At 58.3% G+C, this 15,439-nt stretch carries 14 protein-coding genes; 6 read left to right on the top strand and 8 right to left on the bottom strand.

The features are described from left to right. Window positions 1–39 precede the first annotated feature (39 nt). A complete protein-coding gene (locus DHV10_RS05500; RefSeq protein WP_204101330.1) occupies window positions 40–711 on the bottom strand; it encodes a DUF502 domain-containing protein in 672 nt (223 codons plus the stop codon). A 99-nt stretch (window positions 712–810) separates the two neighbouring features. On the opposite strand from DHV10_RS05500, the gene DHV10_RS05505 reads away from it, so the two are divergent. Next, on the top strand, window positions 811–1,641 hold the full coding sequence (locus DHV10_RS05505) for a hypothetical protein (RefSeq protein WP_109485254.1): 831 nt from the start codon (window positions 811–813) through the stop codon (window positions 1,639–1,641). A 388-nt stretch (window positions 1,642–2,029) separates the two neighbouring features. Beyond that, complete coding sequence (locus DHV10_RS05510) at window positions 2,030–2,839, top strand: GvpL/GvpF family gas vesicle protein (protein WP_109485255.1); 810 nt, start codon at window positions 2,030–2,032, stop codon at window positions 2,837–2,839. Window positions 2,840–3,223: 384 nt separating this feature from the next. Here the strand turns inward: DHV10_RS05510 and DHV10_RS05515 are convergent, their stop codons facing one another. Beyond that, complete coding sequence (locus tag DHV10_RS05515) at window positions 3,224–3,640, bottom strand: histone-like protein 2 (RefSeq protein WP_109485256.1); 417 nt, start codon at window positions 3,638–3,640, stop codon at window positions 3,224–3,226. 155 nt (window positions 3,641–3,795) lie between these two features. Here DHV10_RS05515 and DHV10_RS05520 point away from each other — a divergent pair, with 155 nt between their 5' ends. Together DHV10_RS05520 and DHV10_RS05525 are read left to right on the top strand one after the other, a co-directional pair. Continuing rightward, window positions 3,796–4,326 (top strand): hypothetical protein, encoded by a 531-nt coding sequence (locus tag DHV10_RS05520; RefSeq protein ID WP_109485257.1) that lies wholly within the window; start codon window positions 3,796–3,798, stop codon window positions 4,324–4,326. A 162-nt stretch (window positions 4,327–4,488) separates the two neighbouring features. Further along, window positions 4,489–5,163, top strand: a complete 675-nt coding sequence (locus DHV10_RS05525; protein WP_162601218.1) for a hypothetical protein — start codon at window positions 4,489–4,491, stop codon at window positions 5,161–5,163. A 116-nt stretch (window positions 5,164–5,279) separates the two neighbouring features. Here the strand turns inward: DHV10_RS05525 and DHV10_RS05530 are convergent, their stop codons facing one another. From DHV10_RS05530 to DHV10_RS05545, 4 genes are all read right to left on the bottom strand, one after another. Further along, window positions 5,280–7,148, bottom strand: coding sequence for a glycoside hydrolase family 15 protein (locus DHV10_RS05530; RefSeq protein WP_162601219.1), 1,869 nt, complete (start codon window positions 7,146–7,148; stop codon window positions 5,280–5,282). 321 nt (window positions 7,149–7,469) lie between these two features. Further along, window positions 7,470–8,387: a lysophospholipid acyltransferase family protein gene (locus DHV10_RS05535; RefSeq protein WP_338042571.1), complete on the bottom strand. Its 918-nt coding sequence runs from the start codon at window positions 8,385–8,387 to the stop codon at window positions 7,470–7,472. A gap of 114 nt (window positions 8,388–8,501) precedes the next feature. Beyond that, window positions 8,502–9,200: a lipid-binding SYLF domain-containing protein gene (locus DHV10_RS05540; protein ID WP_109485261.1), complete on the bottom strand. Its 699-nt coding sequence runs from the start codon at window positions 9,198–9,200 to the stop codon at window positions 8,502–8,504. A gap of 432 nt (window positions 9,201–9,632) precedes the next feature. Further along, complete coding sequence (locus DHV10_RS05545; RefSeq protein ID WP_109485262.1) at window positions 9,633–10,340, bottom strand: response regulator transcription factor; 708 nt, start codon at window positions 10,338–10,340, stop codon at window positions 9,633–9,635. 447 nt (window positions 10,341–10,787) lie between these two features. Between DHV10_RS05545 and DHV10_RS05550 the strand changes: the two genes are divergently transcribed. After that, window positions 10,788–11,093 (top strand): HU family DNA-binding protein, encoded by a 306-nt coding sequence (locus tag DHV10_RS05550; RefSeq protein ID WP_109485263.1) that lies wholly within the window; start codon window positions 10,788–10,790, stop codon window positions 11,091–11,093. Between the two features lie 59 nt (window positions 11,094–11,152). Here DHV10_RS05550 and DHV10_RS05555 read toward each other — a convergent pair whose 3' ends face one another. Further along, a complete protein-coding gene (locus DHV10_RS05555; protein ID WP_162601220.1) occupies window positions 11,153–11,578 on the bottom strand; it encodes a DUF3788 family protein in 426 nt (141 codons plus the stop codon). A gap of 228 nt (window positions 11,579–11,806) precedes the next feature. On the opposite strand from DHV10_RS05555, the gene DHV10_RS05560 reads away from it, so the two are divergent. Further along, window positions 11,807–12,874, top strand: a complete 1,068-nt coding sequence (locus tag DHV10_RS05560; RefSeq protein ID WP_109485265.1) for a hypothetical protein — start codon at window positions 11,807–11,809, stop codon at window positions 12,872–12,874. A gap of 12 nt (window positions 12,875–12,886) precedes the next feature. Here DHV10_RS05560 and priA read toward each other — a convergent pair whose 3' ends face one another. Beyond that, on the bottom strand, window positions 12,887–15,391 hold the full coding sequence (gene priA, locus DHV10_RS05565; protein ID WP_109485266.1) for a replication restart helicase PriA: 2,505 nt from the start codon (window positions 15,389–15,391) through the stop codon (window positions 12,887–12,889). Window positions 15,392–15,439 lie beyond the last annotated feature (48 nt).

Genomic DNA, 15,439 nt, shown 5'->3' on the forward strand with positions numbered 1-15,439 from the left:
TAAACGCCGAAGAGCGATGTGCCCCATCGAGCCGGGCAATCACAACGTCTTCGATAGGCTTGGCTGCTGCTCCCGCGAGAACACAATCTTCTCCGGCGCCACCGCCCCACCTGTCAGCAGCATGCTCATCGCCTGCTCCATCGTCAGATCGGTGAGTGTCACCCGGTTCATCGGCAGCAGCTGCAAAAACGCCGACGTCGGATTAATCGCATTCGGCAGCAGCACCGCCGCCACTTCCTCGCCCGTATTCGAATCCACCAGCGTCCGCGTCAAAAACCCGATGCTCTTATGCCCGGCCATCGGGAAATCCACCAGCACCACACGCTGATTCGAATCCTTCTTCGCCATCATCGTGTCCAGCAGCTGCCGCACAGATGAGTACACCTTCGCCACCACCGGCAGTCGTTCCAGAACGGAATCCAGCAACCCCAGCGCCTGTCGGCCAATCACCATCGAGGTCAGCTTTCCCAGCACATACAGCACGAGGAGAGTCAGCACCACCGCAAGCACCGGCTGCATCCACGGCCGCCTCAGCCAGGCTTCGGGATACATCGTCTGCAATCCGTACACCAGCGGCTGGCCCGCACGCACCAGCTTGTCGAGCAGAAAACTGAACACCAGCCACGTCACGAAAAGCGGGCCCACCGTAATCAATCCCGCAAGAATATTGCGCTGCAAACTCCGCATCGGTCTCACAAGCACAGATTTCACGCACTCGTCCTCAACCGTCAGAATACGAAATAGGTCCCGGTTTTTCAGAACTGGGTTCGATTGATCATCGCCTATAGTTGTTACTTAAATGGTGGCTGCATGATCGATCCCCTCGGCCCAGATCCGAACGATCCCGCAACCAGGCCAGCGAAACCGAAGGACGTGATCTCCGACTTCGAAGCCCCTGGTGCGGCGGCGCGTTTGCGTCCCAAGATCAGGCATGCCAACTACGACAGTCCCGAAGCCCTCGTGCGTCCCGAAGATGCCGAGCACCAAAAGCCCGTTACCGAACCGAAACCGCCGCCAATTCCGGCGCCACAGCCGAAGCCTGCGATACCAGCCGAACCTGCGGCCAGAACCGCAGCACCACCCGTAGTCATCCCGGAATCGAAAAAGATCTCAATGCCCAAGACCGCCGCAAACGCCGCCATACCCCTAGCCGAAACACCTCGTGTAGCCGACCCTGTCACCAGCGCCCTCGCCCATCCCGTCCCGCCCAAGCCCGGCAAGCTCGAACGTGCCGTCGGACTCGCCAAGACCATGCTCCCCATCGTGGGCAATCTGCTCCCTCTCCTCGAAGGCAATGTCGCAGGCGCCGCCGCCAATCTCATCGCGAACCGCCATGGAGGCCAGCAGGTCGACCTCAAACCCATGGAAGAAGCGATCGCAAAGCTTCAATCAGACCAGCGCGCCCTCACCTTCCACACCGGCGAACAGAAGCGTGCCATCCGCCGCATTGAAGATGAGTTCGCTACGCTGCAGGAGTCAGTCCAGAAGCACGCCGCCGATCAGGCCGAGCTGGCAGAACAACTCGTTAAGCTCGCCAAGCGCACTTCGAGCTTCATGCGCCTGGTCACTATCCTTCTGATCGTCTCCATCCTCTTCTCGGCCCTCCTGGTCGTCCGCATCGCCTACCTCATGCACTCGTGAGTTCACCTTGAGCGTTCATCGCGATATTTCGCGGTGAACGGGATTGCCACGCCGCTTTTGGGACCAGGAACGGATGCAGGGATCCAAATTCGCGCCTATTTACTAAAAAAGCACTTCACGTCATCGCAAAAGCTACTGAACCGTCAACTACATTCCATCCTACTTCAACTCTCGTTGACGTAGCAAAAGCCACTTCCGCTTCCCTACTCACCTTTTACGCTGAACGTGATGCAGAACATTGCCAGCCGTATTATGCGAGGACTACTATTCCCGGTAGTTCAATTGGGGATATTTCGCCCTGTGTCGAACCGCTGTCTGTACTGAGTTCACAGAGCTTCACTAACGAGCGGCGAGCCTACCAACTCGCCCGCACACGGAGTGCCTCCATATGGCATGGTATGCCTACTGCATTGGTGAGAAACAAGCCTTCCCAGAACTAGCCCGCCACCGAAAACCAGTTCCGCTTGAATCAGTCCACGGAGTAAGCGGAAATCAGGTTTTCCTTTACCCAGCCAGTGATCTAGCAGTTATCGTCAGTGAGCATAACCCGGCAGAAGCTCTTAATCAGAAATCCGGGGTCGACCACGCAAGAGTCATTGCAGATTGTTTCAAGCACTCCACCGTTCTTCCCTTCCGATTCGGTACAGTCTTCAACGACGACGAAAGCCTCCGCAAATCCATCCGGTCCAACCAGCGCCAGTTCCTCGGTAACATCGAAAAACTCCGCGGCAAAACCGAGATGCACCTCAAGATCCTCGTTGACGACTGCTCCTGCGGCAAAGAACTCGCCTATCTCGCACCAGATAAGGTCGGTCGCGAATACCTCTCCAACCTCCGCGAAACCGCAACCCGCCAGCGCGAGCGTCAAACCCGGGCCCGGGCCGTCAGCTTTCAGATGCATCGCCTCTTCGCCCCTCTGGATGAAGAAGTCAGCTGCCGCCTCACTGAATCCGGCAAGATGGTTCTCGACATCTCTCACCTCATCGAGCGCAAGTGCGTCGAGCGCTACCAGAACAAGTTCCAGACCACCAGCGCAATGATGAAGGACTGCCAGATGCAGCTCTCCGGTCCCTGGCCGCCCTATCACTTCGTCCATCGCCTCACGCGTGGAGCGCACATTCCCGCGCAACCCACACATGCAGAGGTTCCCGCTGCTGCTGCAACTCCGGCAACGACGCAAGTCGCCGCCATGGCCTGATTCTCTCCGCAGTCGAAGTCCTCAGCCCGGCTCCGGCCGGGCTTTTCATTGCTCCGTACTGTTCCGATCTATGGGTTTGGGTGCCCATGTCTCCCGATTTTCGTGACATGGCTTATAGCCGCCGTGTGCCGGGTATCAGAGTGACACGCCGAAGCTTGCGTAGGCGGATCCATTTGGCTCATATGCCAGCCAGTCGTGTCATGCCGACCAGAGCTCAGCGAGTGGAGGAACCTCCATTTGCTTTTCATCGGCTCATTCATCCTTCGGCGCTGCTTGCGAATGGGTGGGAACGATGAAGTCCCACACCACCACACCGGCTGTCATCCCGAGCGGCGCTGAGGGACCGCGCGTTCGTGCAGCAGCCCGTCAAAGCTCACGTCCGGCCTAGGCCCGGGTTCTCTTTGATGTCCCCTTCACAGATTTCTTTGCCGTTTTCTTCGCCGGTGAGCGTTTAGCCGTCGACCTCTTGGCGGACGATTTCTTTACGGGCTGCTTTTTAGCCGGCGTCTTCCTGACCGGAGATTTCTTGGCCGACGTTCTGACCGAGGACTTCTTGTCAGCTGCCGTCTTCTTCGCGCCTGCCTTCGCAGAAGCTACTTCCCTCACCGGTCGTTGAACCTCCGCTTCCTTCGGCGCTTCTGGCTTCGTCTCCGCAGATTGCTGCTCCTCCGGCGATTTGGTCACGGCCGCTACAGCCGCCCCGACTGCCGCTGTGACCGAGCCCGCCATACCTTCTGCCATCGCGAGTCCATATCCGATCTTTTCCGCCGCTTTCTCCACAATCGACTTCTTCTCTGCCATGAATGCCCCTTCCGTGTCGGGTCCTGCGTCGCTACGAATTGTAGAGGCATGTTCGCAGTCAGCATACAAACTTTTGCGCAGCTCACTTCCGAATTGCCAATCGAATGTTCCTCATCAGGCTAGCTGACCGATCATGGTTGCAGAGGCTCTGAGCCATGTACCGCAAGAACACCCTCTACATTGACATCGATGACACCATCATCGCCGAAGTGCTTCCTGGATCCGGCCGTGATCTCCGCCCCTGCGTGATCACTCAACTCACAGTTCTCGGCCAGCTCTTCGACTGCTGCTGGCTCACCTCATGGCCGTATTCACCGGCGCACGCCCCGTCCTACGGCATGTGCGTTCAAACGCTCATGCACGCGCTGTACGCCCATCGCGTCAATGAGACATTTCGCTATGCACGATGGGATCACGAGCACCCCGACGGCAAGGCTGGCTTCGTTCTCAGCCCTGACCAGCCAGAAGAGTGGTACTGGCTTGAAGACCCCATTCCCGCGGGAGAACGCGACGCGCTCGCAGCGGCGGGCAAGCTCGACCGCTACATCCCAGTCGACCCGCAAGGTCCCTGGGGCTTCCTTGATGCTGTCAACGAGCTCTTTGTCAGGACTGGAATCACACGCTCTGCGTTCGACCGAGTTGGAGCCCGGCCTGCGTGGTTCGATCGCACTGCTTTGCTTTTCTGATCATTCCCATCGCGCTCCTTTCACAAGAATTTATAGACACTCGTCTGACCCCGGTGTACCATCGTTTTCCGTTCCCCTACTCCGTTGCAAAACAGCACGGGCAATTTCTTGCACAGCGATGAGGAACGTTCCCCCATTCCATGGTTCCCGAAAGGAAATCCTATGACCAGGTCCCGTTTGTTTCAGATCACCGGCGTTTGCGCTGTAGCAGCCACAATCGCGATCGTCGCGTCCACAAATCCCTCGAAAGCCAAGGCAGAAGATCGCGATCACGACCGCGACTCGCGCGTTCAGATCGGTCTCAACGCCGCCCCCGTTCCCCTCGACACCAGAGGGAAGAACATGGCCCTGGTAGGCCTCGGAAGCTACTACGTCAATGTAGTGGGCGACTGCGACGGCTGCCACTCCGCTGGGCCGCAAACCGAATACGCGCCCGGAGGAAATCCCTATTTCAACCAGAAGGAAAAGGTGAATCCAGCCACCTACCTCGGCGGCGGCAGAAACTTCGGTCCGCTCATTCCCGGCTCAGCTCCCATCATCTCGCGCAACCTGACTCCGGACGCGAGTGGAATCCCAATCGGAGGAGACAGCTTCGAGAAATTCGTGCACACCATCCGCACGGGCATCGATCCCGATCATCTGCACCCACCGTGCACGGGCGCGCCCAACGCGAACTGCATCCCGCATCCATTCGATGGCAATCTGCTGCAGATCATGCCCTGGCCCAATCTTCGCAAACTCTCAGACCGCGACCTCCGCGCCATCTACGAGTACCTCAGCACCATTCCTTGCGTGCAGGGGAATTATCCCGGCGAAGATCCTCACCGCTGCGGCTGAGATCTACCGTTTGTCTATGATGCGGGCGTCGCTGCGGCGCCCGCATTTGTTTGCAAGCCGGGCGTTCCATCCTAACCGCAGCCGTTCGCGGTTAAGGCTGAACAGTTTCGAAATCGTCATTTCCCACCGGCTGCCCTCCACCGCTCCCTCTCCATCACGTGCAGCACGAATGCTCCCGCTCCATATCCCACCATCGGCAGCGCTCCCGTAGGGTCACCAACCTTTCCCGGAAACAGCTTGCACGGCACCGCGACATACATCTCAGGGATGATGTCGTGATCGGCCGCCGCCTTCTTCACGATCCGCGCGAGTATCGCGTCTGCCTCTCCTGTCTTGCCCAACCGTCGATACAACTCCGCCAGGCTCAGATCGACAAACAGGAACTCCTCCTGCTCATACCAGTACTCATAGATCGCCGGATCCGTGTATGTCCCGCGCACGCGCCTGTACCCGCCCGACACGACCTTCAACAGCTTCATCCTCTCCACCGTATCCCGGATGATCGTCGGATCCTTCACAACACCGAAGTTGATGATCGGAATCAGCGCGCCATCGATGTCGTTCTTTACGCCCTGCTCCAGCGTCCCACGCAGATGCCCTCCACGTATGAACGCCGCATCGAATCCCTTTTGCAAAGCATCAGCCTTGCCCAGCACCTCACTCCGAGTCTTCTCATCTCCGGCGCGCATAGCCACATCAGCAAACTCACGCAACCCAAATATCGCCGCGGCGGTCGAAAACGCGAAATGCTTTTTGTCCCTCTGCCGCTCCTCCCAGATCGAGGTGTCCGCAGCCACGATCAACCCTCCGCCATATGGCTCAGTGTTGGCGAGCAGCGGCTTCATAACGAAGTCGCGCGCGCTCTCGTAAAGGTTCCCCCGGTACGTCTCCGCCTGGAGCAGATCCGAATCGTCGTATCGCTTCAGATACTCGCCGAGAACCCACAGCGCCTCGCCCCAATCATCAAACTCGATGTTGGTGCTTCCCTCCTGCGTGAAGAACGGCTCTTCCTCTCCATTGCCGAAATACCGAACAACGGAAATCTGATAATCCGCTCCACCCGTTTCCGCCCGCATCCTGCCCGTAGGCTTCGCGTTGAAGTACGCCAGCACCGCCGCGCGCGCCTCCTCGCGATGTCCCATCCGCGCCAGCGCCACCGTAGCCCAAGCCATGTCGCGCACCCACGGCGTGAAGAACACTCCATCTGGCAGCGCTGCCACGATCAGCCCATTCCCATGCCGCCCTTCGCGATTCGGCTCCCGGCTTTGCGCCATCCGCAGCATCACCTCGCTCTGCCGCCACAGATGCTGCTCCTCCTCCGAAGCAAAATGCACCGCCGGCTTTACGCGCCAACGCTCAAGCTGCTGCGTTTCGCGCTTAGCCATCGAGTTCGGAGTTAAACCATTCCGCCACTGATTGAATTCCGAAAAGACCCCTTGAGTGTCTTCACCTGGGCCAATTGAGATAAGGGCCCAGTACCTGCTTCCCGACAGAGGTTGCTTCTTGGTCTCATGGCGAACAGACTCCAACGGAACCAGGAGAAGTGATTCCTGAACGCCGGAAAAATGAAGCACCCTGCCTGAAGAACTTCCCATGGCGCCGGCGAACTCAATCTCCTTTTCCGAATCGACATCGTGAGCCCACCGCACTTGCAATCGCTCGTCACTGTTTGCCGGCACGCTCAGAAGGATCAATGCGGGATGCCCAAATCCAAATGGCATAAAGGCCATGAGGTCGCCGCGATAGCTATGGATCGCGATAACGTGCGAATCCTCGACATAGTAGCTGCCGTTTTGCGGACCCGCCGGATTGGTCCATCCAATGCTGGTGATGAAGTTCGTTGTCTCAATCCCTTCACTCAGCGGCTTCTGCGGATCCGGCGCAACGAAGCTGTACGGATGCGCATAAAACTTCGTCACTGCACCCACTTCCGGCGACACTACGGCAAAGCCATAACCATTGCCCGTGACAAGATGCGAAGCCAACAGAGCCTGCGCACCCCCGAGCAAACAACAACCTGTTGCGATCGCAGACAAGCCGCGTTCAACTCTGAAACTTCGTCGAACCGCTGTACTGAACCGGCGCCGCTTTAGCCGCACCGAAACAACGCAAAAGATCCCCCAAACCGCAATCGCGACGACACTCTGTTCGACCGCTGTTTTGAAAGGGTACGACTTCAGTCGTGCCAACAGGACGCAGATGGAAGACAGGGCTTTGGCCACTTGGGATTGTTCGTACCTGATTCTGAAACTCACCGGAAAGATCATTGCCAGCCAACTTACGCTGTCACGATCCTGCCGGGCAAATCAGTACAGCGGCGCTTCTCCAGCCGGCCGCGTCTTCCACCGCCGGTGGATCCACAGCCACTGATCCGGATACCGCCGTATCCACGATTCCAGCACGTCATTGCACTGCTGCGTCGCCGCGAGTACGTCAGCCTCGGCTTCACCGTTCCGGGTAAAGTGCAGCTGAGGACCGAAGTGCAGCACGTACTTGTGTTCCTTCGGCTCCCACAGCATAAAGCCCGGGAGCACCGCCGCTCCCGTCTTCAGAGCAACGCGCGCCAGTCCAGACGCCGTACACGCCGTTATCCCGAAGAACTTCACAAACTCGCCCTGCGGTGGAGTCATGTTCGTATCCATCAGGATGCCGACCGTACCGCCCTCGTGCATTGCGTGCAGCAGTCCGCGTGCGAAGTCGTCTTTGTGCAAAACCTGATTGCCATGCATGCAGCGGATACGATTCACGAACTCGTCGAGCCTTCGGTTATCCAGACGCCGGATCACCATGCCCATCGGATAGCCCATCAGCGAGTGATAGAAGCTCGACAACTCCCACGCGCCAAGATGCGCCGTCAGCACCAGAACACCACGGCCGAGCGCCTGTGCCGCGAGATAGTGCTCCAGCCCCTCGGTCCGGATGTGATCTTTGGTGTTGTCGCGTGTGTAACGCGGCATATGGCAGAACTCGACCAGTTGCCAGCCGAGATGCTGGTATACCCCTCTCAGAACTTGCTGGCGTTGCTCCGCCGGCAATTCCGGCATGGCAAGCTGCAGGTTCCGCTCACCCACATGCCGCAGCCGCCCCATCGCGAGATACACACCCCAGGCCAGCCCGTCCGCAAACAGCCGTGCCAGCCTGCGCGGCATCCACCCAAGCACGCGCGCAACCACCACTACAAGCCAGTACTCGAGCGACTTCTGCATCGTTTCGGGCAAAGACAAGTGTAGGACACCGATCAGGCTCTACGCCGAACAACAATCACCGGCATCCCGCAATTTGCAAACAGAAAAGGCGGCCTCCTGAAGAGACCGCCTCCGTCACGCGTTACTTTCTCACTACTGCTGAGAATCCTGTTTCGCTTCGGTGAAGTGGTGCGCAACGTCGCGCACAAACTCCACCGCGCCGTCCGGTACTGCTACATTCCCCTTCAACACGCTCTCGAAACTCTGTGGCGACCCGTAGTAGGTCTCCGTGTCTACCTTGTTTTGTGTCACGCCCGTCCCGTCCAGGCTGATCCCCGCGAATACTCCCTTGTTCCGCGAGTAGCTCAGCAGTTCAGCATTCATCTTCCAGTCTGTTGCGGCCTGTCCCGCTCGGCCCACCGGCCCTGCTGCCGCCGACGCATCTGCGCCAATCTTGAACTTGCTCTTCAGCAGATCCTGGAACCCCCGATTGTTCACAGCCACCAGAATCAGATCCGTCGATTGCCCGCCGATCTGCAGTCCCCACGAACCACCCGCCATGCGTATAAACACCGGAGCACTCCACCCGTGGCCTGTCCGGCACGTCACCACTCCCTGCCCATATTGCGCGCCAAAGATGATGGCGCCTTTGATCATTCCCGGCACCACGCCCACACAGGTAGCCTGCTGAAGAATGTTCCTCGGGATGGTATTGTCCTGTGCGTTCATAATCTCGTCCAATACATTCTTGGCCGAGTCAATGCGGTCCTGAAGATCCTGCTTCGACGAAGCAGCGTTCGCGTAGATCGAAGTCGATAAACAAAGACAGAGGGAAGCAATAAGTCTTTTCATCTGGGGATTCCTTTCATGTTTGCGCGCGCCTGCGGTGATGGGCGCACGGACTGCTGCATGTATAGGACAGAAGCGCTTCGTCAAAGTCGCGTCTGAATCGCTCAAAAGAGTTGAATCGTGAACAACGTCGTGTAACACCGTCCCGCTTAGGCTAGCAGTTGCCATGGGCCGCTGAATGCACAGACGGGCCCTCGCTGCGTGGCGCCGGACCACTTCGATCAACGGGAATCTCCATATTTGGGCGGGAGTTCAGCAAGGCAGGGTGCTCGGACCAAAAAAAGAGGAGTTCGCAGGCTCATCGCCCAGGAACTCCTTTCCCCAGATCTGCGTTGTTTCTAAAACCTATTATGGGTAACGTCTCAATTCGGAACAAGAGTACTAAGGTTTTAGAATATAGGTCATCGATATGCAGGTAATTTCGTAGTTACCAGCCTAAACAGTGGCAGGCTCCATGACCTGGTACTGGTTCTGCACTGGCGACGGCTTGTACGACCCGTGCAGCGCCCGCATCGACAGCTCAATCCTGTTCTCCGCCCCTACCTTCCGCATCAGCTTGCCCACGTGCGCCTTCACTGTGCGCTCTTCGATCCCCAGTTCCTCGGCAATCTCGCGATTTGACCGCGCCAGCAGCAACAGCTGCAGCACCTGCTCCTCGCGCGCCGTGAGATGCGGCCGCGGGCTGGTAACACTGGCGTCTTCTCCCGAGAGCAGCCGGTCGATCAGCTTCGAAAGCAGCTTTCTCGGCGCCCAGATCGATCCTGAAATGACTACATCGAGCGCTTCCCGTACCAGCCTCGGCCCTGCGCCCATGTCCAGATACGCTCTCGCACCGGCAATGATCGTATCCATCATTACCTGCTCATTGCTGTCCGGCCCAATGACTACCATCCGCAACGTGGGCCGCTTGCGCCGTATGCCCTCCAGAACTCCGAGCTTCTTGGTAGAACTGCTCCAGTCGATCAGAACGTATTCAATGGCTTCATTGTCGAGGTGCTCTTCAAGTGTCCCAACTATTGGCACAAGAGGAGCTTCGCCCGGCTTGGCGTGATTCTCAAAAATACTGGTGAGGCCTTCGAGCCGCATCGGTTCGTTAGCCACTACACCGATTCGGATTGGATCTGTACTGTACATCGCGGACATCGAGCCTCTCTCCTTGCCTTGCCCTAATGAGCGACGGGGCTGATCAATTTCCGCCGGGCTGCGGCAACCACTGCAAGCCAACGAAACTCTAACCCCTTCAATTTCTATGCCTTCACACCGAAGACGGTTACTCTAAGAACTTCGGTTATGGTTACCTGAAACAACAGTATCCGGCAAAGTCACTTGTTCGCCTAGGGTTTACGTTCAGCTGGAACCACTTTGACCATCTCCAAAGTCACAACGCCCCGGTTTCCACAAAACCACTCTGGAGCCCTCCAAAATGGGTGAGCTGAATCACGGTAAACCTAATCCCCTGCCGTTCCCTCTTCCGGTCACAATCTACAAATTTCCTTCTCCCCGTAGTTCCACAAATGAGCCAAACGCTGTACCATCAGTCCGGTAGGGCGTGGTACAGTCGGAGAACAGTCGCGCTAGCGAGGTGACGTTTTGATTAAACAAGACATCGTGCACCATGTGATCGAGCGCACAGGCCTGCCCCGCACCAAGGCCGAAGCGGCAGTCGACACTGTGTTTGAAGGGCTCAAAGAAGCGCTTGCTGCAGGCGAGCGCATTGAACTGCGTGGTTTCGGTGTATTCAGCGTTCGCGCGCGCAAAACCGGCATCGGCCGCAATCCGCGAACCGGAACTGAAGTCAGCATCACGCCGGGAAAGGCCGTACGCTTCAAGCCCGGCAAAGAGCTGCATACATTGACCGAAGGCGCTCCCGCCCCCTCGTCCAACACACACGAATAACGAGATTTTCCCATCCGTTCCGCGCTGTTGCGGAATGGATGGGAAGCGATCAGGTCGACTCAGTTCGCAATCTTTATGGCCGCGATCTTCCGGACCGCTCCCACATCTCCTTCTTTTCGCACCAGCAGCCTTATCCCATTCCCCTCCGGATACCGTGGCGCCGCCTCCAGCGCATCTTGCACACTCTTGGAAAGATGCGCTCCCTTTGCTTCCTTCAAAGCCTTGTCGCTCAGAACGAAGCTCGCCATGAAGCAGTCTTTCCCCGGGCTTAGATAGATGATGTTGCGGCCCTTCTTCTTCAGCCGCAGACTCCACCCGTATTTCTTCACCACTACGCCCTTCCACTCCTGATCCGAGACGCCCTCCTTCTCGCTCATCCACGCAATGAACTCATCCCACAGCTTCATTTTTGGGCCAAGCACCTCAGCCACTTCCGAGTGCGTAGGTGTGTCCGTCTTCCCAATAAATGCATTGCGGTATTCCATGGCTCCCTCACTCGCGCGGAATTCTAGCTCCGCGAGCTGCCTGTTGAACGTGACAAGCCTTGGAAATCCTGAGTTATAGTGTCTGTCGTGATCGGTCCGGTTCATCGCGCCTTCCCGCAATCTCGAAGAGGCGCCCGCGTCGTGCTTGCCCTGACATCTTCGCTGTTCTTTCAAGAGCTCACACACGCACAGCAGAATGGAACAAAGACTTTGAACGTCTCTCCTCATATGACTAGTTCAGACCGCGACATAGCCGGTCTCCGCGGCCCCGTCCGCTCCGTCACGGAAGAACGCACGTATCCTGCGTGGACCGATGCGGAGGGAAAGGCCAGGCCGGCAGCTGAACAATGGAACAAAACGGAATACGATCGCGAGGGCAGACTGGCCGTAACATGGTGGCGAGCACCGTCCGGTGAGGGCAGAGCGAACGCACTGACCGCCATCCGATACACCTATAAAGATGGCCGGATGCTGACGAGAACGGCCGAGACCGACAGCAAGCTGATGTCACAAACCACTTACGACTACGACGACACTGGACGCCTCAAAAGCATTACCTGTTCCAGCGATCCCACCAACCCGATTGCCTTCCAATACGATGCCAATGGCCGCAAAACCAAGATCGCGATCAGAAAGCCCGCCGACACGCAGCAAGGCACCTCCGCCATCTCGACCAGCTTCGAGCACCTCTTCGATGACGAGGGCAGTACCTACACCAATTCCTCCGAAGGTGGCAGCGCAACAACGCTCTACGATGAGTTGAACCGGCCCATCGAGATGCAATTCCACGACGCAGAGGGCACGGTCACAAGCCGGGCGATCAGAATCTACGATAGCCAGGGCCGAGTCAGCGAAGAGAAGATGTTGATGACCGATCCCATTGCGATGCTTTCGGCCGGAAATCAGAAAGCGATTCTCGAAGCAGGCAACGTACAGGAGCTTCGTGATCAGTTCGCAGCATTTCTAGGAGGCCCAGAGATGTGGTTGGTCAAATACGAATATGATGACCGGGGCCGAAAGGTTCGGACGACCCACAACACCTTCAACCACATTCACGAGACAACACGCACGAAGTACAACCAACAAGGTGACGTGCAAAGCGAGACCACCCACTACGAAGCAAGCGGCAACGGCAGTCCTGAAGCAGACGAAAACCGCAGCGGGGAGACGATCTACACCTACGAGTACGACTCGCAAGGCAATTGGTTATCTAGAGCGATTGCGTCGCGAGATCTGCCGAACGGACTGCAGAAAAGTGTTGGCGATGAAGTAAAGCGCACCATCGAGTACTACTGACGACCCGCTCGATTACATCAGTCTCTGCGCATCCACATCCACCACAATGTTCCTTCGCGGAACGCCCGCACCATCCGCATGCGCCAGTGCGCCCCGCAGCGCCGCATTCAGCGCCTTTCGCGAGCCCGCCTTCAGAATCAAATGGAATCGGTAGACATTCTTGATCCTTGCAATCGGCGCCGTGCATGGACCCAGAACCCGCACGCCCTCGGGCGTCGTCTTCTGAAACCAATTCCCAATCTCCGCCGACCACCCGGCAGCCTCCTCCAATTTCTCCGACTGAATCAGCACATTAGCCAGCACGCCAAATGGTGGATAGTGCATCCACCGCCGATACTTCAGCTCGCGCTCGCCGAACGCGCCGTAGTCATGCTTGCTCGCCGCCAGAATGGCATAGTGATCCGGATAGTACGTCTGCACGACAACACGTCCCGGCAGTTCTCCGCGGCCCGCTCGCCCTGACACCTGCGTCATCAACTGAAACACCCGCTCGGCCGCGCGAAAGTCTGGCATCGACAGAGCATGATCGCATCCGACCACTCCCACCAGCGTCACGCCGTGAATATCGTGCCCCTTCGCAATCATCTGCGTACCCACCAGCAGATTGATCTCGCCCGAATGCAATCGCGCCAGCAGATGCTCCAGATCGTGTCTCCCGCGCACCGTGTCGCGATCCATCCTTCCGATCCGCGCACCCGGAAAAATCTCCGCGAGCCGCTCCTCACCCTGCTGCGAACCCGCGCCAAGATAATACAAGTGCTCGCTCTCGCATTCCGGACACTTCGATGGAACCGTCCGCTTGTACCCGCAGTAGTGGCACTCCAGCCGCTGCCCCGCCCTCGCAATCTGATCCTCGCCCGACGGTTTGTGATGGGTCAGAGCGATCGCGCAATTCTGGCACTCCAGCTTCTTCCCGCACGCCCGGCAGATCACCGCAAACGAATATCCGCGGCGGTTCAGCAGAATAATCGCCTGCTCGCCGCGATCCAGTGCAGCTCGTGTCTGATCCACCAGCGACCGCGAAAACAACTGCTCCCGCCCGGTCTCCTGAAACTCGCGCCGCATGTCGATCAGCTCGACCTCGGGCAGCGGCCGATTCTTCACGCGGTCGTTCATCTCGATGCGGGTGTACTTCCCCTGCACCGAGTTCTGCCAGCTCTCGAGCGACGGCGTCGCCGACCCAAGCACAACAACAGCGCCTTCCAGCTTCGCGCGCATCACGGCAACGTCGCGTGCGTTGTAGCGCGGCGTCTCCTCCTGCTTGTAGCTCTGATCGTGTTCTTCATCCACGAGGATCAGCCCCAGGTTCGGCGCTGGCGCAAAAATCGCCGACCGCGTTCCCACCACCACCGGAGCCTCTCCGCGATGAATGCGTCTCCACTGCTCTGTCCGCTCCTCCGGCGTTAGCGCCGAATGCAGCAATGCCACGCGCGATCCAAATGCCGCATCCAGCAGCCCCACCATCTGCGGAGTCAGACCGATCTCCGGCACCAGCAGAATCGCCGACTGCCCTCGGTCCAGCGCTCGCTGCATCGCCTGCAGATACACCGCCGTCTTCCCCGACCCGGTTACGCCATGCAGCAAAAACGGATGAAATTCTCCCAGCTTCGAAACAATCGAAGCCAGCGCCTCCAGTTGCGATTCGTTCAGCATCAGCGGCTGCGCAGCCCCTTCAATTCCCCCCAGCCTAAAGGCCGCTGCTCGCTCCTCGATCCGTACCAGTTCCCTCCTTACCAGCGTCTGCAGCGTCGACGAAGGCAGCTCCTTCTTGCGCAACTCCGCCAGCGGCAGCTCTCCATCTCTCGCCGCGAGTTCCGCCAGAATCGCCTGTTGCAGCTTCGTCAGTACCGGCAGCCGTGCATTCTCCACCAGCACCGCGAACCGCTCCGTCCTGCGCGCATCCCGCTCCACGGCAGAAGTCTCCCGCGCGACCCACTTCCTGCGCAGCATCAGCGCCAGCGTCTGCAAACTCGCGCCCGTGGCCGTTCGCAGCGTCGACGCCTTTACCCGCTCTCCCGCGGACAGCCTCTGCAACACCGTCTGTTCTACGCTCTGCGCTCCTGAGCTGCTCTTGAGCTGTGTCCCATTCATCCCGCGCTTTTTGCCCGATGATTGGGAAGGACGGGTCTCATCATCTCCATCTAGGCTCTTCGCCAACGCATCCCGCCCAAGGTCCGTAATCCGGTAGTAGACAGTTCGGCGCACCTCCGCCATCAGCGGCAGCATCGTCCGGAGAACTTCGCCAAGCGGCGCGAGATAATACCCCGCAATCCACTCCGCCAGTTGTAGCAGATTCTCTCCAAGCAGCGGCTCATCATCGATCACTGCTTCCAGAGCCTTCGCCGCAAACTCCGTGGGCTCGGCGACACCAACGGCCGTCACCACACCGATCAACCTTTCATTTCGAAAAGGAGCGATAACGCGCGCTCCACGCGCCGGCTGCTCAAACTCGGGCACCGCATAAGTGAATGTCCGGTCCAGCGGCACCGGCAGCGCGACTTCGCAATAGGAAGGCATCGGGAGCAACTTCCAGTTTAGCGACACAGGCTGCTGAATCCTGTGCGT

The sequence above is a fragment of the Occallatibacter savannae genome, assembly GCF_003131205.1.
Classification (GTDB): domain Bacteria; phylum Acidobacteriota; class Terriglobia; order Terriglobales; family Acidobacteriaceae; genus Telmatobacter; species Telmatobacter savannae.

Bases quoted from the DNA above. Each gene is read 5' to 3' on its own strand.
- DHV10_RS05525 (WP_162601218.1), top strand. From the start codon at position 4,489: ATGACCAGGTCCCGTTTGTTTCAGATCACCGGCGTTTGCGCTGTAGCA.
- DHV10_RS05520 (WP_109485257.1), top strand. From the start codon at position 3,796: ATGTACCGCAAGAACACCCTCTACATTGACATCGATGACACCATCATC.
- DHV10_RS05545 (WP_109485262.1), bottom strand. From the start codon at position 10,340: ATGTCCGCGATGTACAGTACAGATCCAATCCGAATCGGTGTAGTGGCT.
- DHV10_RS05540 (WP_109485261.1), bottom strand. From the start codon at position 9,200: ATGAAAAGACTTATTGCTTCCCTCTGTCTTTGTTTATCGACTTCGATC.
- DHV10_RS05505 (WP_109485254.1), top strand. From the start codon at position 811: ATGATCGATCCCCTCGGCCCAGATCCGAACGATCCCGCAACCAGGCCA.
- DHV10_RS05560 (WP_109485265.1), top strand. From the start codon at position 11,807: ATGACTAGTTCAGACCGCGACATAGCCGGTCTCCGCGGCCCCGTCCGC.
- DHV10_RS05515 (WP_109485256.1), bottom strand. From the start codon at position 3,640: ATGGCAGAGAAGAAGTCGATTGTGGAGAAAGCGGCGGAAAAGATCGGA.
- priA (WP_109485266.1), bottom strand. From the start codon at position 15,391: ATGCCTTCCTATTGCGAAGTCGCGCTGCCGGTGCCGCTGGACCGGACA.
- DHV10_RS05510 (WP_109485255.1), top strand. From the start codon at position 2,030: ATGGCATGGTATGCCTACTGCATTGGTGAGAAACAAGCCTTCCCAGAA.
- DHV10_RS05555 (WP_162601220.1), bottom strand. From the start codon at position 11,578: ATGGAATACCGCAATGCATTTATTGGGAAGACGGACACACCTACGCAC.